General features: G+C 45.5%; 16 protein-coding genes. 7 read left to right on the plus strand and 9 right to left on the minus strand.

Annotated features, from left to right (window positions below):
* Window positions 1–91: 91 nt before the first annotated feature.
* Entirely contained in the window at window positions 92–1,888 is a 1,797-nt protein-coding gene (locus ABD894_RS23255) for a M61 family metallopeptidase (protein ID WP_345213485.1), read from the minus strand.
* Window positions 1,889–2,074: 186 nt separating this feature from the next.
* On the opposite strand from ABD894_RS23255, the gene ABD894_RS23260 reads away from it, so the two are divergent.
* The 5 genes from ABD894_RS23260 to ABD894_RS23280 are packed head-to-tail and all read left to right on the plus strand — an operon-like array spanning window position 2,075 to window position 8,865.
* The gene (locus ABD894_RS23260; RefSeq protein WP_345213486.1) at window positions 2,075–3,148 is read left to right on the plus strand and encodes an efflux RND transporter periplasmic adaptor subunit; all 1,074 of its coding nucleotides are present in this window, start codon (window positions 2,075–2,077) and stop codon (window positions 3,146–3,148) included.
* Window positions 3,148–6,273 carry an efflux RND transporter permease subunit gene (locus ABD894_RS23265; protein WP_345213487.1) on the plus strand — a complete coding sequence of 1,042 codons (3,126 nt, stop codon included), beginning with the start codon at window positions 3,148–3,150 and terminating at the stop codon, window positions 6,271–6,273. Before ABD894_RS23260 ends, ABD894_RS23265 begins: the two co-directional genes overlap by 1 nt.
* 10 nt (window positions 6,274–6,283) lie before the next feature.
* A complete protein-coding gene (locus ABD894_RS23270) occupies window positions 6,284–7,597 on the plus strand; it encodes a TolC family protein (RefSeq protein WP_345213488.1) in 1,314 nt (437 codons plus the stop codon).
* A gap of 42 nt (window positions 7,598–7,639) precedes the next feature.
* Window positions 7,640–8,017 carry a response regulator gene (locus tag ABD894_RS23275; protein ID WP_345213489.1) on the plus strand — a complete coding sequence of 126 codons (378 nt, stop codon included), beginning with the start codon at window positions 7,640–7,642 and terminating at the stop codon, window positions 8,015–8,017.
* Window positions 8,014–8,865 (plus strand): N-acetylglucosamine kinase, encoded by an 852-nt coding sequence (locus ABD894_RS23280; RefSeq protein WP_345213490.1) that lies wholly within the window; start codon window positions 8,014–8,016, stop codon window positions 8,863–8,865. Before ABD894_RS23275 ends, ABD894_RS23280 begins: the two co-directional genes overlap by 4 nt.
* On the opposite strand, the gene lnt is transcribed toward ABD894_RS23280, so the two are convergent.
* A complete protein-coding gene (lnt, locus tag ABD894_RS23285) occupies window positions 8,848–10,482 on the minus strand; it encodes an apolipoprotein N-acyltransferase (RefSeq protein WP_345213491.1) in 1,635 nt (544 codons plus the stop codon). The two genes, ABD894_RS23280 and lnt, sit on opposite strands and share 18 nt — an antisense overlap.
* A gap of 240 nt (window positions 10,483–10,722) precedes the next feature.
* On the minus strand, window positions 10,723–11,439 hold the full coding sequence (rsmI, locus tag ABD894_RS23290) for a 16S rRNA (cytidine(1402)-2'-O)-methyltransferase (protein WP_345213492.1): 717 nt from the start codon (window positions 11,437–11,439) through the stop codon (window positions 10,723–10,725).
* A 118-nt stretch (window positions 11,440–11,557) separates the two neighbouring features.
* Between rsmI and serS the strand changes: the two genes are divergently transcribed.
* Together serS and ABD894_RS23300 are read left to right on the plus strand one after the other, a co-directional pair.
* Window positions 11,558–12,829, plus strand: a complete 1,272-nt coding sequence (gene serS, locus ABD894_RS23295) for a serine--tRNA ligase (RefSeq protein WP_345213493.1) — start codon at window positions 11,558–11,560, stop codon at window positions 12,827–12,829.
* 216 nt (window positions 12,830–13,045) lie between these two features.
* Window positions 13,046–13,492, plus strand: coding sequence for a hypothetical protein (locus ABD894_RS23300; protein ID WP_345213494.1), 447 nt, complete (start codon window positions 13,046–13,048; stop codon window positions 13,490–13,492).
* On the opposite strand, the gene ABD894_RS28225 is transcribed toward ABD894_RS23300, so the two are convergent.
* The 6 genes from ABD894_RS28225 to ABD894_RS23325 form a co-directional block, all read right to left on the minus strand.
* Entirely contained in the window at window positions 13,448–13,735 is a 288-nt protein-coding gene (locus ABD894_RS28225) for a type II toxin-antitoxin system RelE/ParE family toxin (RefSeq protein WP_425563006.1), read from the minus strand. The genes ABD894_RS23300 and ABD894_RS28225 overlap by 45 nt on opposite strands.
* A complete protein-coding gene (locus ABD894_RS23305; protein WP_345213495.1) occupies window positions 13,732–13,935 on the minus strand; it encodes a hypothetical protein in 204 nt (67 codons plus the stop codon). Before ABD894_RS23305 ends, ABD894_RS28225 begins: the two co-directional genes overlap by 4 nt.
* Before the next feature lie 50 nt (window positions 13,936–13,985).
* Window positions 13,986–14,396 (minus strand): hypothetical protein, encoded by a 411-nt coding sequence (locus ABD894_RS23310; protein ID WP_345213496.1) that lies wholly within the window; start codon window positions 14,394–14,396, stop codon window positions 13,986–13,988.
* Between the two features lie 241 nt (window positions 14,397–14,637).
* Window positions 14,638–15,330 (minus strand): SIMPL domain-containing protein, encoded by a 693-nt coding sequence (locus tag ABD894_RS23315; protein WP_345213497.1) that lies wholly within the window; start codon window positions 15,328–15,330, stop codon window positions 14,638–14,640.
* A 308-nt stretch (window positions 15,331–15,638) separates the two neighbouring features.
* Window positions 15,639–16,949, minus strand: coding sequence for a threonine synthase (gene thrC, locus ABD894_RS23320; RefSeq protein WP_345213498.1), 1,311 nt, complete (start codon window positions 16,947–16,949; stop codon window positions 15,639–15,641).
* A gap of 247 nt (window positions 16,950–17,196) precedes the next feature.
* Window positions 17,197–18,129, minus strand: coding sequence for a homoserine kinase (locus tag ABD894_RS23325; RefSeq protein WP_345213539.1), 933 nt, complete (start codon window positions 18,127–18,129; stop codon window positions 17,197–17,199).
* Between the last annotated feature and the right edge of the window lie 146 nt (window positions 18,130–18,275).

Consider the following 18,275-nt stretch of genomic DNA (forward strand, 5'->3'; position numbering starts at 1 on the left):
CAGATCGCATGTATAAAAAGAAAGCCGCCTTATTGCTAAAGCGGCTTTTTGTGTAGTTTTTTTAAGAGTTATATCTGCAAATGTGTACAAATTACTGGCGCAGCCATCTTTTACGTACTTCCAGTTGTTTGGCATTGGCATCGGCGATAGCCTCAATTTTATATTTAACGCGGGTGCTTTTCAGCAAGGTTACCGGCAATACCAGTTGTTTGCCGTCGCGGTTTACGGTAACGTTAATTTTATCGCCAACATTTTTACCGTTTAGTATAGCGGTTGGGTCGGTTACCGGGGTGCCGTCAATAGCGGCAATCTCGTCGTTAACGTTAATACCATCAACCCAGGCCGCGCTGTTGCGTGCTACGGCGCTTACAATGATCTTTCCGCTTATGTTACTGCTTGATATACCTAACGACGGCGTATTTGAATTAGCCAACTCATTATTCAGCTTATAGCCTGCATAGCCTAAAAACTTGTCGTAATCAACCTGGTCAACATCGTTAATGTATTTCTTATAGAAATCGTCCAGTTTTTTGCCCGCGAATTTTTCAAGACCCAGTTTAAATTCAGCATCGGTATAACCACGCTTGCGGTTTTTGTAATACTCGGTATACATGTACTTCATTACATCATCTAATGAGTACTTGCCATCGCTGTCGTTAATAATTTCCAGATCGAGCAGGGTACCTATTACCGCGCCTTTGTTGTAGTAAGATATGGTAGTGTTTGCCGAATTTTCGTTAGGGCGGTAAAATTTGATCCAAGCGTCGAAACTCGATTCTGATGCCGATTGTATTTTGGCTCCCGGCTGGTTATCCAGCATGTTGAAATTGCCAACCACATCATCCAGGTAGTTATCTACCGAATAAAGGTTGGTACGGCGCACAATGTTATCCTGGTAATAAGCGGTAAAGCCTTCGGCTATCCATAGGTTAGTGGTGTAGTTTTCAGTTTCGTAATCAAACGGACCTAAAGCTATCGGGCGCAGGCGCTTTACGTTCCACAGGTGAAAGTGCTCGTGAGATGCCAGTCCTAAAAATCCCTCATAGCCGCGCTCGGTACCGTAAGCATCGCGCGAAGCGCCTAATACCGTTGAGCTCAGGTGCTCTAAACCACCGCCGCCGCGCTGGTAGTTATGCACAATAAATACATAACGTTTGTTAGGGTTTTCGCCGAATACCGCGGTTTGCTGCTCAATGATCTTCGTGAGGTCGGTTTTCAGGCGTTCTTTATCATAGTTACCGCCGCCATACATACATACCTCGTACTTAACGCCGGCCACGTCAAAGCCGAAAACATCCTGATTACCTACTTCAATAGGCGAATCGAAGAGGATATCATAATTAGGTGCTTTCACCGTGAACTGATCATTGCCTACCTGCTCTAAACTGGTTGATACCTTATCCCAGTTTTTGTAAGGTACGATGTTGATGGTTGATGGCTGGTTCAGCATGCCTTCAGGATACAGGAAAATGCCCGAAGTCGACAGGAAGCCATGCGATGCATCTATCACGCTGGTACGTACCGATATTTCAAAAGCGTAAACACGGTACTTAACGGTAAGCTCGCTAACACCTGCGGTACCAATGTGCCAGGTATTCTTATTGATCTTTACGGCAGATAGGGCATCGCCTTTGTATGATGCGCTAAAGCCCTCTATACTTTTGGCAAACTCACGGATGAGGTATGAACCGGGAGTCCAAACGGGCATTTTAAGATTGGTGGCTTTTTGGTTTAAGCCGCTTATTTTCATCTCAATATCGGCATAATGTGCCTGTGCTTCAGGAAAAGTAACTTTATATGAAATTTGTGCGCCTTTGGCCTGGCCGGCAATACTCCCCATAGAAAAAGCTATTAAAAAAATAAATGTTGTCAGTCGAAATTTTTTCATCCGGCAATTTATAAATTTTTACAATTCGGCTAAACTTTTATGTAACACAAATAAGATGTAAAATGGTTGATACATAAAAACTTTTGTAAACTATAAGCGATTATTTTGCAGACTGAAAAAGCGCAACTTTAATCACTCAGCCACCAACTTAAATTGCCATCAAAATTTCGTTTACTATAATTATTTATGAGAACCAGGTATATCATATACATTGTACTGGCCCTGCTTGTTGGGTTTTTGGTGTATAACAAATTTTTTAGCGGCAAAGACGACCGGATAGCTCCCGGCGATAAGGGTAAAGGCGGCAAACGCGGCGGCCCGGTACCTGTAAGCGTATTGATTGTGCGCGATACTACTGTAAACAACGCCATTGATATAACCGGTACCATCAGCGCTAACGAGCAGGTGAACCTGGTAAGCCAGGCATCGGGCAGTATCACCAATATTTATTTTGATGAGGGCAGCCGGGTAAAGAAAGGCCAGTTGCTGGTTAAAATTTACAACCAGGATCTTAAAGCATCTTTAGCACAAAACGATTACCAGGTAGCCCTGGCCAAAGAGAACGAATACCGTAACCGTGTATTGCTGGAAAAAGAAGCGGTAAGCAAGCAGGAGTATGATACCTCGCTGGCCTCGTTAAACTCGTTAAAGGCACAAAGCGAAGCTGTAAAGGCACAAATGGCCCGCACCGAGATCCGTGCGCCGTTTTCGGGCGTTATCGGTTTGCGTAATGTTAGTCCGGGAGGGTATTTATCGCCATCAACCCCTATCGCGCTGCTGGTGAATATCGATCCGGCCAAGGTTACTTTCTCGGTGCCGGAGAAATACCTGTCGCTGGTAAAACCGGGCGGTAAAATTGGCTTTACGGTAGAGAGCTCGCAAAAGAAATTTAACGCTACCATTTACGCGGTAGATCCGTCAATAGATCAAAACTCGCGTACCATCAACGTAAGGGCAAAAGCGCCAAACGCCGAAGGTTTATTAACCGCGGGTAGTTTCGCCAAGATCAATTTTTCTTTAGATCAGATCCCGAAAACCATTATGGTACCAACGCAAAGCGTTATTCCTGATTTAAAAAGCAGCAAAGTATACATCGCCAAAAATGGCCTGGCTACCGAGCGGCCGGTTAAAACAGGCATCCGTACCGATACCCAAATTGAGATTTTGGATGGCTTGCAACAGGGTGACAGCGTAATCGTATCGGGCATTATACAGTTAAGACCAAAAGCTCAGGTAAACATTTTAAAAGTTATCAAATAATGAGCTTATCCTCAGTCAGTATAAAACGGCCGGTACTGGCCACGGTGCTATCGGTAACCATAGTAGTATTTGGCATTATAGGCTACAAATACCTTGGTATCCGCGATTTTCCTTCGGTAGATCCGCCTATTATCACCGTTAGTACCTCTTACTCGGGCGCCAACTCTGATGTAATTGAATCGCAAATTACCGAACCGCTCGAAAAAGCGATCAACGGTGTACCGGGCATCCGTAATATATCGTCAACCAGTTCGGTGGGGAGCAGTAACATTACGGTTGAGTTTAATTTGGATGCCGATTTGGAAACTGCCGCTAACGACGTGCGCGATAAGGTATCACAAGCCCAGCGCCAGTTGCCGCAGGATATTAACGCCCCGCCGGTAGTAACCAAGGCCGATGCCAACGCCGATAACATTATTACCCTTACGGTAAGCAGTACCACCCGTAACATTACGCAGATCAATGATTTTGCTGAGAACGTGTTGCAGGAAGGCCTGCAAACTATCCCGGGTGTAAGTCAGATCAATATACAAGGGCAGCGGCAATACGCCATGCGCCTGTGGATTGACCCAAATAAGCTTTCGGCATTAAATTTGGCGGCCAGCGATATCAGCGCGGCCTTAGCGCAGGAAAACGTAGAGCTGCCCGCCGGGAAGATACAGGGTAACAGCACCGAAGTAACCATCCGTGCACTGGGCAAGCTCAGTACCGAAAAGGATTTTAACGACATGATCATCCGTGCGGATAGCAACAGGGTGATCCGCCTGCGCGATATTGGTTATGCCGTATTGGGCTCGGCCAATGAGGAAACATCATTAAAAGAATCGGGCGTGCCCGAAGTGGGTTTGGCCATAGTGCCGCAACCGGGTGCCAACTACGTGCAAATAGCCAAAGATTTTTACATCCGGTTAGATCAGATCAAGAAAGATCTGCCAAAAGATATACAGGTAAAAGTGGCGTTGGATAACACCAAATTCATCAACCAATCTATTACCGAGGTTGAAGAAACCCTGCTTATCTCATTTGTACTTGTGGTAATTATCATTTACCTCTTCTTCCGCGATTGGTTGATCGCTTTCCGTCCACTGATAGATATTCCTGTATCGCTTATCGGCGCTTTCTTTTTGATGTATATTTTCGGCTATTCCATCAACATCCTTACCCTGCTGGGCATAGTACTGGCCACCGGTTTGGTGGTGGATGACGGTATAGTAGTAACCGAAAATATCTATAAAAAGGTAGAAGAAGGCATGGACATCCGCAAGGCAGCCTTTGAAGGCTCGGCCGAGATCTTCTTCGCGGTGGTATCTACCTCGGTAACGCTGGCAGCTGTGTTTTTACCCATCATGTTTTTACAGGGCTTCACCGGCCGTTTGTTTCGCGAGTTCGCGGTGGTGGTTTCGGGGGCGGTGTTGATCTCGGCATTCGTGTCGTTGTCGTTAACGCCAATGCTTAACGTAAAGCTGATCCGCAAAAATCAAAAGAAATCGAAGTTTTATGAAGATACCGAACCGTTCTTCGTAAACATGACCAATTCTTATACCGATACGCTCATCAAATTCATGAAGCGCAAGTGGGTGTCATTCGTGATTTTGGGCGCATCGCTGATCATTATAGGTGTACTGGTAAACGTATTGCCATCAGAGTTGGCTCCGTTGGATGATAAAAGCTTACTGCGTTACAGCGTAACCGGATCTGAAGGTGCTACTTACGAGTACATGACCAAGTATATGGATAAGGTGGCCACCCTGGTTGACGATTCCATTCCCGAAGCTAACGTAAACATCGAAGTAGTATCGGGCGGCGGTGGTGGCGGCGGTTCAACCAATAACGGTTTTGGCCGTATTGGTTTGGTAGCGCCCGATAAGCGTGTTCGCAGCCAGCAGGAAATTGCCGACTGGCTCAACAAAAAACTAAGCCGCATGCCCGATGCCCGTGCCATTGTAGTGCAGGAACAAACCATTAGCGGTGGCGGTAGCGGCGCGCGTACCTCTTTGCCGGTACAGTTCGTTATACAAAATCAGGATTTTGAAAAGATCCGTAAGGTATTGCCCGACTTTTTCGCCGAGGTAAATAAAAGTCCGGTTTTCCAGGGAACGGATGTGAACCTTAAATTCACCAAGCCCGAAATACGGGTAATTACCGATCGCGACCGTGCCCGCGACCTGGGCGTATCGGTTGCCGACATAGCCCAAACTTTGCAGCTTTACTACAGCGCGGGTCGTTTAGATTACTTTTTGATGAATGGCAAGCAATACCAGGTAATAGCCCAGGTTGATCGTGCCAACCGCGATCAGCCGCTCGACCTTAAATCGGTTTATGTGCGTGGTACACGTGGCAACCTGGTACAACTGGATAACGTGGTAAAGGTGGATGAAGGCGCTACGCCGCCATCTATATATCACTTTAACCGCTACAAATCTGCCACCATACAAGCCGGACTTGCGCCCGGGAATACCGTAGGCGATGGTATTGCCGAAATGAACCGCATTGCCAAACAACTGCTCGATCCTACATTCAGCACAGCCCTAAGCGGTTCATCCCGCGACGCGGCAGAGAGTGCTTCTAACCTGGTATTCGCGTTCGCGTTCGCGCTGGTGCTGATCTATCTGGTACTGGCCGCGCAGTTCGAAAGCTTTGTTGATCCATTCATTGTAATGCTTACCGTGCCGCTGGCTATTGCCGGGGCATTCCTGTCGTTATGGTTATTTAACCAAACCCTCAATATTTTTGGGCAGATAGGTATTATCACCTTGGTTGGTTTGGTTACCAAAAATGGTATCCTTATCGTAGAGTTTGCCAATCAGCGTATGGAGCATGGCCTGTCGAAATATGAGGCAGTGGTTGAGGCGGCTACAGCACGTCTTCGCCCTATTTTAATGACCAGTTTGGCCGTGGTGCTGGGCGCGGTGCCAATAGCGTTCGCGCTGGGTGCAGGTGCCAAAAGCCGGGTATCGTTAGGTATTGTAATTATGGGCGGGATGATCTTCTCGCTGGTACTTACCCTGTATGTGATCCCTACCATGTACCTCGTGTTCGCCTCAAAAACACGCCGCGACCCCGATGCTGAATTGCCTGAAGATAACGAACCTGTAAAAACACAAAAATTGATTGAAAAGCTGTAGTACGATGAACATGAAAAAGACACTTTTCCTGATATTAAGCCTTGGCGTTTTTACCATAACGGCGCATGCGCAAAACCCGCAGCGGCTTACCCTGCGCGAGGCTATTGAGATAGCTTTAAAGAACAACTACAATATCCAGCTATCGCAAAACCGTTCAACCATCTCAAAAAACAATGTTACGCTGGGCAACGCGGGTATTTTGCCGGTGGTAAGTGCCGATATTACATCAAGCAATAGTATACAAACTACCAACCAAACCCGTGCCGATGGGACTACCAACAATATTACCAATGCCAAAAACACCGGTATTACTTACGGTGCCAACCTCAACTGGACTATATTTGACGGTTTTGCCATGTTTGCCAATTACGATCAGCTTAAAGAACTGGAGAAACTGGGGCAAATAGGTTTGCAGGATACCATACAAAGCACCGTGGCCAACGTGATCAATACCTATTATAGCCTCATCAGCCAAAACGACCAGATAAAGGCGCTCAACGGCGTGCTTGCCATATCGCGTACGCAGGCCAAATACGCTAACGATAAATACAGCGTAGGCCGGGCATCAAAACTGGAAGTAAATACCGCGCTGGTGAATGCCAATATCGATACCGCTAACCTCATCAACCAAATACAGCAGTTCAAAACCACCAAAATTCAGCTGAACCAGTTACTGGTGCGCGACCTGCAAACAGATTTTGTAGTAGCCGATACCATTATAGTGGACGAAAGCCTCAAGCTTGGCGATATTATTAACGACGCGCAAAGCAAAAACCCATCGGTACTGGCATCGCAAATAAACAAACGCCTGGCCGAAATCAATTTGAGGCAGGTGAAAGCGACGCGTTACCCACAAATTTCGGTAACATCGGGCTATACCATCAGCGATAGCAAAAACCCGTCGGGTTTTGCGCGGGTGCAAAATTCAAAAGGCTTTAATTATGGCCTAACGGCATCTATCAACATATTTGATGGCTTTAACCAGTGGCGGCGCGAGCGCAATGCTAAGCTGCAAATAAATAATGCCGAGTTGAGCTACAAGCAAACACAACAAAACATTGAAGCTATCGTTAGTAACTTTTATATAAGTTATTCGTCTGGGCTTGACTTGATTAAGTTAGGGCAAACCAACGTAACTCTTGCCAAGCATAATCTTGATCTTTCTTTAGAGAAATACCGGTTGGGGAACATTACGCCGCTTGAAATACGCGAAGCGCAAAGGAATTACCTTGATGCTCAATCGCGGTTCTCGGCAGCGCAGTACCAATCGAAAATGGCGGAAGTTACTTTAAAACAGATAACTAACAGTATAAATATTCAATAAATATTGAAAAGTTATTGTTTAAAAAGCTAATTTTGAACTTATATGGTGCCCTATAAATTTTGCCTGCTGATTGATGACAATTACATTGATAATTTTGTCACGAGCAGAATTTTGGAAACGGCCCATTTTGCCGAGAAGATAGTTGTATTTCAATCTGCCGGCGAAGCCATTGAAGCTCTGCGCAGTACGGAGATAAAACCCGATGTGATCTTCCTGGATATCCGTATGCCGCTGATGAGTGGCTTTGAGTTTTTGCAGGAGTATGATAAGCTGGAAATTGATAAAAACGACATCAAGATCTTCATGCTGTCATCATCGCTTGACCCTAACGATCTGCGCCGGAGTTCAAATAACAAGTATATTACCCAATTTATTCATAAGCCGCTCACCTTTCAGGTGCTCGAGGAACTTAGTGCATGATATTAGTTGCTGATAGCGGTTCTTCAAAAACGGATTGGCTGTTGACATTACCACAACAGGAACCGAAAGCTTTTAGAACCGACGGATTAAACCCTTACTTTTTATCGGAAAAAGAGATCGTTAAAATATTGCAGGCCCAGGCCGCCGATATGATCGCCTTTAATACCGAAGTTACCGAGATCTATTTTTTTGGCGCGGGCTGTTCAAGTCCGGACAGGCACGAGATCGTATCAAACGCGTTGAGCCAGCTTTTCCCTACAGCATTTGTTAGTGTAGATAGCGACCTGCTGGGTTCGGCCTACGCAACCTGCGGGCATGAGAAAGGCCTTTGCTGCGTGTTGGGTACCGGCTCAAACATTTCTTTTTTTGATGGCGAAGATATCCACGAGGGGGAGCACGGTTTAGGTTATGTATTGGGCGATGAGGGTTCGGGCACGTGGTTTGGCAAAGCGCTAATCACCGATTTTTTATACGGCAAAATGCCCGATACCATCAGCAAGCAGTTTAACGAGGCCTACCATATTAACCGCGAAAAGGTGATCAAGAATGTGTACCAGGCACCCAAGGCTAACTCTTACCTGGCATCGTTCACTAAATTTTTATACAACATCAGGGAAACCCCTTACGCGCAGCAACTGTTGCGAAAAGGCTTTCAGGAGTTTATTGATACCAACGTAAAGCCCTACCCGCAGCACCATAAATACAAATGTAATTTTGTGGGATCTATAGCCTATGTATTTGCCGATGAGCTTAGCTTTATGCTAAACGAAAATGGGATGAGGCCGGGCAAAATATTGCGCCAGCCTATTACCGATCTGCTGGCCTTTATTTTAAGCCGCGACAGTTAGTTTCTTTTTTCCGAATTTCAATCTGAATACGATCCACAGGATACCGGCCAAGGCTAACAAACTTGCCGTTTTCGGGATGTAATCGCCGTATTGCACGTAAAAAGTAATATCCGAGTTAAGGTTGATATCTTGCTTAATGGCCGTTCTCACCCACCATTCGGTATGCTTAACCACATCGCCGCGCTGATTGATAAATGCCGATATCCCGGTATTGGCCGAGCGGCATACCCACCGACGGGTTTCTATAGCACGCAGCTTGGCATAATCTAAATGCTGATCTTTGCCCGATGTATTTTCCCACCAGCCATCATTAGTAATTATGGCGATGAATTGCGCGCCGGTCTTAACTGATTTAGCCACCCAATCGCCCCAAATAGATTCATAACAGATCACCGGATCAACCCCGATACCACTTTGCGAATAAAAAACACCGGGTTTCTCCTGGCTGCCATAGCTGCCGGTAGCGCCACCTAAATGTTCAAAAACCGGTTTCAAAAAAGATAAAGCTTCGCCAAAAGGCAACTCTTCGGCACCCGGTACCAGGCGCGATTTATGGTAAAATTGTACTTCGGGTGAGTTTTCGATATTTACTGCCGCGTTAAACCTGTCGTAAAACTGACGGCCTTTGTCATCATAAGGGTTAGATGTAGGAGTAAGGCGACTGTTGTATACCTTGTAGGTTTCGGCCCCTGTAAGTACGTTGCCGTTTTTATACTTGCTCAAAAAGTTCTTTACCTCCATAAAAGCCATATCACCGCGGATATCCTCCTCATTCTTATAATCGGGGATAGCGGTTTCGGGCCATATAAAAAATTCGGTATTAGGCTGGGCCAATGAGTCGGACAGGTGAGTAAGCGCAGCCAGTTGCACCGGCACAGGGATGCCCCCACTTTTTTGGTATGGATCAATATTAGGCTGGGCCACCACAATATTAGATGGATTAGGTATTTCACGATAACCATAATAGGTAACCAGCGAAAACCCGAGCGGCAATACCAGCGTAATCACAGCCGTTATGATTAACCTTAATCTGCGCTTTTTGGCGGCGTTCTCCTTCAACCCAACATATAAAAGAAATAACAGGATATTAAGCGCCAGCACCCAGATTGTCCCGCCATATACCCCGGTATACTCGTACCACTGTACCCATTTATGCGATACCGCGAATCCGTTACCCAGCGTCATCCAGGGGAAGTTAAGATCCCAGTTTTGGTGCAGGTATTCGTAACCTATCCAAAATATCATTAAGCCTATCAAAGAGTAACCCCGGTTGGTGATGAGCCTCAACCTGTAATACAGCCAGCAAGCCGACGACATGAGCAGCGGCCCCAGCGAGTAAGGTATCAAACTGATAGGGATAGCCACAATACTGCCCGCCTCCTTAAGCGAGTTATACACCCAGTAAATACATAGCGTATTCCAGATGAAAAAGCCGATAAAGGTAGTCCAGAAGATCTTTTTACCTGTATGCCTGATTGATGAGGCAATGATGTTCTCCATCGCCATCAGCATGGGCACAAAACCCACAAAAAGTAAAAAGGTAGTATACGAAGTTGGCGGCCAGGCTATCCAAAGCAGCAACCCCGAAAATACGGATAGAAGTATGTTTTTTTTCATTAGTCTGTTAAATCGTAGTATTTACTACTAACCATGTTGTCATTGACAATCTACTTTTAAACCCATGATGTCATCACCGCAGGTATTAAAAGATTCCAATCCCTCCTTGGGGAGGGGCGCGTTGGGAACCGTGGTGGCAGGGGGGGGGCTATGCAGTTTCATATAAAACAGCCACGAAACCCCTCCCTACACCCTCCCAGGGGAGGGAATCGCACATTGCCCAGCTTTTCTAAACAACATTTACTCCTGCTCTTCCCGCAGCCTTGCTTTCAAGGCCTTCGCATCCTCTTTGCCCTGTACGCAAATTACAAACTCCCCTTTCACCGGGTGTGTTTCAAAATATGTTTTTACTTCGGCTACGGTACCACGCACGGTTTCTTCAAACATTTTGGTGAGCTCGCGCGATACCGATACCGGCCTGTCGGCACCAAAATAGGTGGCCATCTCTTCCAACGTTTTTAATAAACGGTGCGGCGACTCATACAGTATCAAAGTTCGCTCTTCTTCGGCTAATATTTTATAACGTGTTTGCCTGCCTTTTTTCAGCGGTAAAAATCCTTCAAAACAAAATTTATCAGTAGGGAAACCCGAGTTTACCAATGCCGGTACAAAGGCCGTAGCGCCGGGCAGGCATTCAACCGCCAGCTCATGCTTTAAAGCTTCGCGTACGAGGTAAAAACCTGGGTCGGATATGGCAGGCGTGCCCGCGTCAGAGATAAGGGCGATGTTTTTGCCTTCCTTTAAAAAACGGATGATCTCGCCCGATGACTGGTGTTCGTTATGCTGATGGTGCGAAAATACCTTTTGATGAATATCGAAATGCTTCAGCATGGGTGCCGATGTGCGGGTATCTTCGGCAAGTATCAGGTCGGCTTCCTTTAAAATGCGGATAGCCCTGTAGGTCATGTCCTCCAGGTTGCCAATTGGGGTGGGTACTAAATAAAGTTTACCGGCCATTTTTTAGTTTGCAGTTAAACGTTCGCAGTAAGCATTGCCTTGCAGGTTAATAAAAAACTGCAAACTTCACACTGCAAACCGCCAACTGATTATATCTTTGCCTTTTAAAAATAAAATAATGCTGCAAGTTAGTTATATCCGCGAGAACAGGGAACAGGTATTAGAACGTTTGGCTGTAAAAAATTTTAAACAACCCGAGCTGGTTGATGAAATTATTCAATTAGATGAAAAACGCAGACAAACCCAAAACCTGTCGGATTCGGTAGCTGCCGAAGCTAACGCCGCCGCCAAAAAAATTGGCGAACTGATGCGCAGCGGTAAAAAAGAAGAAGCCGAGGGCCTGAAAGCCAATACCGGCAAATGGAAAGAAGATATTAAAACATATACTGAGCAATTAGCTGCTGTAGAGGATGAGCTTTACCAAAAGCTGGTACTGTTGCCCAACCTGCCGCATTCATCAGTACCCAAAGGCTTAACGCCCGAAGAAAATGAAGTGGTTTTAGAGAACGGCACTATCCCCGAACTACCTGCCGGTGCCTTGCCGCATTGGGAGTTGGCCGCCAAGTACGGACTGATAGATTTTGAGCTTGGTGTTAAAATAACCGGAGCAGGTTTCCCTGTATATAAGGGCAAAGGCGCCAAATTGCAACGCGCGCTCATTAACTTCTTTTTAGATGAAGCCGAAAAAGCGGGTTATAGCGAGGTAATGGTTCCGTTATTGGTTAACGAGGCGTCAGGATTTGGTACCGGGCAATTGCCCGATAAGGAAGGACAGATGTACCATGTTGGAATAGATAACTTATACCTGATACCAACTGCCGAAGTACCGGTAACTAACTTATATCGTGATGTTATTTTAAAGGCTGATGAACTACCGGTGAAGAATTGCGGCTACACACCATGTTTCCGCAGGGAAGCGGGATCTTATGGCGCGCACGTACGCGGACTAAACCGTTTACACCAGTTTGATAAAATTGAGATCGTTCAAATTGTAAACCCGGAAGAATCATATAAAGCGCACGAAGATATGAGCGCGCACGTGCAAAGCCTGCTGCAAAAGCTTGGCCTGCCATACCGTGTATTGCGTTTATGCGGCGGCGATATGGGCTTCGCGGCAGCGCTTACCCACGATATGGAAACCTGGAGCGCGGCACAACAACGTTGGCTGGAGGTATCATCAGTATCAAACTTCGAAACCTTTCAAAGTACCCGCCTTAAGCTGCGTTTCCGTAATGCCGAAGGCAAAACCCAGCTGGCCCACACCCTTAACGGCAGCGCCCTGGCCCTGCCGCGAATTGTAGCCACCCTGTTGGAAAATAACCAAACCGAGAATGGCATTAAAATACCGGAAGCATTAGTGCCATACACTAAGTTTGAGTGGATTGATTAAGACGCCGCCGGGCTTTTCACGCTGTCATGCTGAGGTACGAAGCATCTATATAGCCGAATTAAATAGCGAAGAAGATTCTTAACTCCATTCAAAATACCCTGTTAAACCCTGTCATGCTGAGGTACGAAGCATCTATTAGCCTACTTAGATAGCGAAGAAGACTCTTCGTTACACTCAGAATGACAGGGTGTTTATTGGATTAGCGTTAAACACACTATGATAAATATATCAGGTTATGTACGCGGCTTATCAACAACCAAAGCCGCCGCCATCTTATTTTGGATTAACCTGATACCCGCGGGCATATGTTTACTGCTGGCTTTAGATGCATTAGATCAGAATGGGCCGCTGGATTTGGGTACCGGAGAAATTGCCACACTGGTATTCACCGCGATCTCATTAAGTGTCGAAGCTGTTTACTTTTGCCAATTTAACTTTAGTAAACATGCCAATAATAAGGGGTTGTGGGTATATTCTATGATTGTTAGCAGCGTATTTATTGCCTTTGTTGTTTACATAGCCGCAACAGTGAAAGTTATGAGTGCTTTGATCTTTTTGGTATACCCGAATTGCTTCTTCTATTTGAGTTACGAAATGTTCAAAAAATTGAATGTTACTTCAATAGAACAGGGGATCCTGCCTGTTATCCCAAAAGAAAACTAAAGCAATATGGTCATCATGGATTTCATAAAATAAAGAAGATTGTTTGGTGATAACTGCTTTACGGATGTTAGGAATCACGGTCTCGGGGAATAAAAAGGGATGACCCGAAATATTGTCTAATAGCGATAAAACTCTGCCCTTGAATTTATTGGCCGTGGCTGTGCTCCAACGGTTTTCTATAGAAGTATAGATACTATCGAAAGTAAGTTCTGCTTCTTCAGTCCATCGGATGTCAAATATCATGCATTTTTATCGTATTTGCGCATAACTTCGGCAGTCGATTTTGTACGGCCATCACGTGCTTGCTGTTTGCCCCTTTCAATGCCTTCTTTTACATACTCGGGCAGTTCGTTTGCCTTTTCAAGTAATTTAAGATAATCATCAATTGAAAGCTGCACATCAGTTGTTTTGCCGTGCTGATCTGTCAAATATTTAACTGTCATACACAAATTTAATAAAACAGATGCAAAGAATTACTATGTAATAATCAAGCTTAGTTAGCCACCTTAGCCAATACTCTCATCAGCGAAGCATCCAGTATGGCGGTGAAAATATTCACTTTTTCTTCGGCCGGGTTGTTCAGCAGGTCTTCGGGGTATACGAAATTGTTTACGCCAATGGCTTTCAGCAATTCATCGGTACCGGTATGAGCCTTTAATTTATAGCAGCAAATTTTGGTTTTTTTATAGAATGCATTCATCCTGATGCGGCGCACAATGCGTTCCAGATCGTTCTTTACATGCTCGTAATCAAACAAGATCATATCAGGCTTTACTTCAAACATGGTGGGGAATACCCTATCGAGTGAGGATACGTGTTTAACGTTTTGGTACTCTGCCGCAAGTCGCCTCGGGCAGTTATCGGGAGCTATTAATAATACCGTCTTGAATCTCTGTCGAATCATGCTCAGTTTGTTAGGGGTGCGTAAAAATATATGGTAATATTCACATTGTCAAGCACTTGTTTTAAATAAAGTGTAATGCATTATATTAACATACAGTTAATTTCTCCTAAATATCCTATAACGTAACTTTTGGTAGATATGTGATAAATTATTTTCACAAAGTTAACGACTGGCTAAACTGCATAAAAAAACCAGGCCTTTAGGGGCCTGGTTTTCAACTATTAATAAAATGTGGTTAGCCTTATTTTATTTCGAAAATAGCGTTGATTTGAAAGCTCAGCTTTATTTTCTTAAAATCGATGTCAGATTCTGGTACCGCGCTGTCTGCAGCGGCGCCTTTAAACATCATATTAGCATACATGCGTGGTGATGGAAAGCTGCTGTTATCAGTTTCGGTAATGTTAATAGCGCCGCCCAGTTTGTCGCCAAGCGCTGCTACCAGGTAGCTGGCTTTATCGCGCGCTGCCAGTAAGGCTTGCACCTTCAGCTCTTTTTTCAGGTCGTTTACCTTTGAGTAATCGTAGCTATCGATATTGGTTGATTGTATCCCTTTCGGATCGATTTTGCTCAATACCTGGTTAAATTTGTTCAGGTCGCGGAATTTGATACCATACTGTTTGCTGGCCAAAAAATCGGGGTTCTTTTTCTTTTCAATAGTATAGTTCCAGCTTGATACATTGTTCACTGTAAAGTCCTCCTTGGCTATACCGGCTTCGGCAACGGCCTTTTCTAATTGCTGCTCCAACTGACTAATGGTGGTTTTCTTTTTACCGTCAAGATATTCTTTAAGGGAGATGGATACGTTGATAATATCAGGGGTAACCTCTTTTTCGGCGATGCCGGTAACTTCAATTTTTCTGCGCAGATCGGCAGTTTGTGCAAATGCTCCAATAGTTGAGGCAAGCAGTGCCGCCATTATAATGATCTTCTTCATATTCGTATTATTAGTTTGTATATATAGCTATAGACGGAGAAATACCCCGAAGTGCAACATGCAACAAAAACATTACAATTAATGTGTAGCAACAGGATGCCGCGGGAAATGTTTTGGGGGATGGGGTTATGCTTGGTTTAGCAAAAAACATTGTCATTGCGAGGAACGAAGCAATCCCGTAGCTATGGATGTTCGCCCTGATTATTCGCGATTGCTTCGTTCCTCGCAATGACACGTTTTTAACTTCTAAAGGTTTGACAACTTTTAAAAAGTTGTCAAACCTTTAGAAGTCTGCACCGCAATATCTCTTATTTATTCGCCAGCAAATAAGCTTTAAAATCAGCGAAATCGGTTGATAGTTCAACGGCTTGTTTGGCTTTACCTTCCAGTTCTTTTACTACTTCGGGTACTACAATTTTTGAGGCGACCCGGGCAGGGATCACATCCGGGAATTTGCATGGGTGTGCTGTTGAAAGGAACACGCCTGCGGCGTCATTTTCCGAGTTGCGGATCTGCCAGTCTTTCAGGGCCTGCCATGCGATAGCCGTGTGCGGACAAACCACGTATTGGTAATCATCATACACCTGCTCAATAGCTGTTACCGTTTCGGCATCATCGTAACTATAACCTATGATCAGTTTTTTAAGGGCTTCGGTATCTTCTTTAAACAAGTCGGCAATACGTACCCAGTTGCTTGGGTTGCCCACATCCATGGCGTTTGATATGGTTTGCACCGATGGCTTTGGCTCATACACACCCGTTTTCAGGAAAGCCGGAACAGTATCGTTAGCATTGGTAGCAGCAATGAACTGCTCTATAGGCAAGCCCATTTTCCAGGCCAGTAAGCCGGCTCCGATATTACCAAAATTGCCGCTTGGCACCGCGAATACCACCTTGCTTTTGCCCTGCCTTAATAATTGCGCGTAGGCGTTAAAGTAATAAAACGTTTGCGGAACCAACCGTGCTATGTTGATGGAGTTAGCCGATGTAAGGCGGAACTCCGCGTTCAGTTCTGCATCGGTAAAAGCCTGTTTCACCAGGGACTGGCAATCGTCAAAGGTGCCTTCCACTTCCAGCGCGCGAATGTTTTGGCCGTTGGTGGTTAGTTGCTGCTCCTGTATGCCGCTCACCTTGCCTTTAGGGTATAATATAGTCACCCTTGTGTTGGGCACACCTAAAAAGCCCAACGCTACAGCACCCCCGGTATCTCCCGATGTGGCTACCAGTACGTCGAGCTGTTTTTCGCCTGCCTCTAAAAAGTAGCTCATGATACGGCTCATGAACCTCGCGCCAAAATCCTTAAACGCCAGCGATGGTCCATGGAACAATTCGAGCACGTAAACATCTTCTTCCAGCTCCACTACAGGCGCATCAAAGTTGATAGCGTCTTCTATCAAAGCTTTCAGATCGGCTTCCGGCACTGCATCGCCCAAAAGGTTCTTAGCTACACGGAAAGCGATCTCGGGCAGGGTGTACTTATCCAGGTTGCTGATAAATTCCGGATCGAGCTGCGGAATGTTTACCGGCATATACAAGCCTTTATCCTGCGGCATGCTGTTAAAAACCGCCTCTTTAAATGATACGCTGGCTGCGGTGTTATTGGTGCTGTATAATTTCATTTTATTTCGGATTTCGAATGTTCAATTTCGAATTTGGTTTGTTTGTTATTGCTTTATAGCTTGCATGGCGACGGGATTGCTTCGTTCCTCGCAATGACAAGATTAAAAAGACTGTCATTCTGAACGTAGTGAAGAATCTTCTTCGCTTTAAAGTAGCCGACAGATGCTTCGTTCCTCAGCATGACAAGGGTTTTAATCTATTTATCAATGCCAAAGCTTTTTGCTTTCGCCTTTCACCTTTTCCCTCTTAAAGCACCCTCGGTCCTGCATCGTTAATAGTAGATACATAAGTATTCGAACCTATTTTGATGCCGGTTAGGTGCTGTTGTAATTTCTGCGTGATGAGTGTGGCGGTAGCTTCATCTTTGGTGAAGGCGAACACTGACGGACCGGAGCCTGATATGCCGAAGCTTACCGCGCCGTTTTCCATGGCTATTTCGCGCATTTTGTAAAAGTCGGGGATAAGCATGGAGCGTACCGGTTCTACCAGTACATCCTGCATACTACGCCCGATCAGGTCGATGTCCTGCATGAACAAGCCGCTTACCAACCCGGCGATGTTGCCCCACTGCGTAACCGCGTCGCGCATTAATATTTTGGTGCGGATGATCTGCCTGGCCTCACGGGTTGGCACATCTACATCGGGGAATACAATGGCGCAGTATAAACCGGCAGGGTGCGGTAAACGTACCACATCTAAAGGCTCGTAACTGCGTATCAGCACAAAGCCGCCCAATAAGGCAGGTGCTACGTTATCAGCATGGCCATGCCCGCAAGCCATTTCTTCACCTTTCATGGCGAACGGAAGCAGGTTGATTACGTCGCGATCATCGCCTAATAAGGTTTTGATAGCGTATAAACCAGCCACGGTACTTGCCGAGCTTGAACCTAATCCGCTGCCTATAGGCATTTTTTTGTGGAGTTCGATATCCAACCCAATGTCGGCACGACCGATACTGTTGAGGTAATGCTGTACGCTTACGCTTACCGTATTTTTAGCCGGGTCTAAAGGCAGGCGACCGTCATCGCCTGTAATTTTGCTGATGGTAATGCCCGGTGTTCCGGTAACACGCATCACTACTTCATCGCCGGGTTCGTTTACCGCAAAACCCAGCACATCAAACCCGCACACCACATTAGCCACAGTGGCCGGTGCAAAAACCTTCACCTCTGTACCCACAGCAACACTGTTGCCGATAAAGGCAGCGGCAGCGCTTTGTTTTATTTCTTGTATATCGTTGCTCATAATAATATCTCTTTTAGCTTTAACACATGCGTGCTTTGCATCGTCATTAACACACCCCCGCCCCTCTCAAGAGGGGAACC

It is taken from the genome of Mucilaginibacter gynuensis, assembly GCF_039541195.1.
GTDB lineage: Bacteria > Bacteroidota > Bacteroidia > Sphingobacteriales > Sphingobacteriaceae > Mucilaginibacter > Mucilaginibacter gynuensis.

Bases quoted from the DNA above. Each gene is read 5' to 3' on its own strand.
- ABD894_RS23265 (WP_345213487.1), top strand. From the start codon at position 3,148: ATGAGCTTATCCTCAGTCAGTATAAAACGGCCGGTACTGGCCACGGTG.
- ABD894_RS23310 (WP_345213496.1), bottom strand. From the start codon at position 14,396: ATGATTCGACAGAGATTCAAGACGGTATTATTAATAGCTCCCGATAAC.
- serS (WP_345213493.1), top strand. From the start codon at position 11,558: ATGCTGCAAGTTAGTTATATCCGCGAGAACAGGGAACAGGTATTAGAA.
- ABD894_RS23315 (WP_345213497.1), bottom strand. From the start codon at position 15,330: ATGAAGAAGATCATTATAATGGCGGCACTGCTTGCCTCAACTATTGGA.
- rsmI (WP_345213492.1), bottom strand. From the start codon at position 11,439: ATGGCCGGTAAACTTTATTTAGTACCCACCCCAATTGGCAACCTGGAG.
- ABD894_RS23280 (WP_345213490.1), top strand. From the start codon at position 8,014: ATGATATTAGTTGCTGATAGCGGTTCTTCAAAAACGGATTGGCTGTTG.
- thrC (WP_345213498.1), bottom strand. From the start codon at position 16,949: ATGAAATTATACAGCACCAATAACACCGCAGCCAGCGTATCATTTAAA.
- ABD894_RS23260 (WP_345213486.1), top strand. From the start codon at position 2,075: ATGAGAACCAGGTATATCATATACATTGTACTGGCCCTGCTTGTTGGG.
- ABD894_RS23270 (WP_345213488.1), top strand. From the start codon at position 6,284: ATGAAAAAGACACTTTTCCTGATATTAAGCCTTGGCGTTTTTACCATA.
- ABD894_RS23255 (WP_345213485.1), bottom strand. From the start codon at position 1,888: ATGAAAAAATTTCGACTGACAACATTTATTTTTTTAATAGCTTTTTCT.
- ABD894_RS23305 (WP_345213495.1), bottom strand. From the start codon at position 13,935: ATGACAGTTAAATATTTGACAGATCAGCACGGCAAAACAACTGATGTG.
- ABD894_RS23275 (WP_345213489.1), top strand. From the start codon at position 7,640: ATGGTGCCCTATAAATTTTGCCTGCTGATTGATGACAATTACATTGAT.
- ABD894_RS23300 (WP_345213494.1), top strand. From the start codon at position 13,046: ATGATAAATATATCAGGTTATGTACGCGGCTTATCAACAACCAAAGCC.
- lnt (WP_345213491.1), bottom strand. From the start codon at position 10,482: ATGAAAAAAAACATACTTCTATCCGTATTTTCGGGGTTGCTGCTTTGG.
- ABD894_RS28225 (WP_425563006.1), bottom strand. From the start codon at position 13,735: ATGATATTTGACATCCGATGGACTGAAGAAGCAGAACTTACTTTCGAT.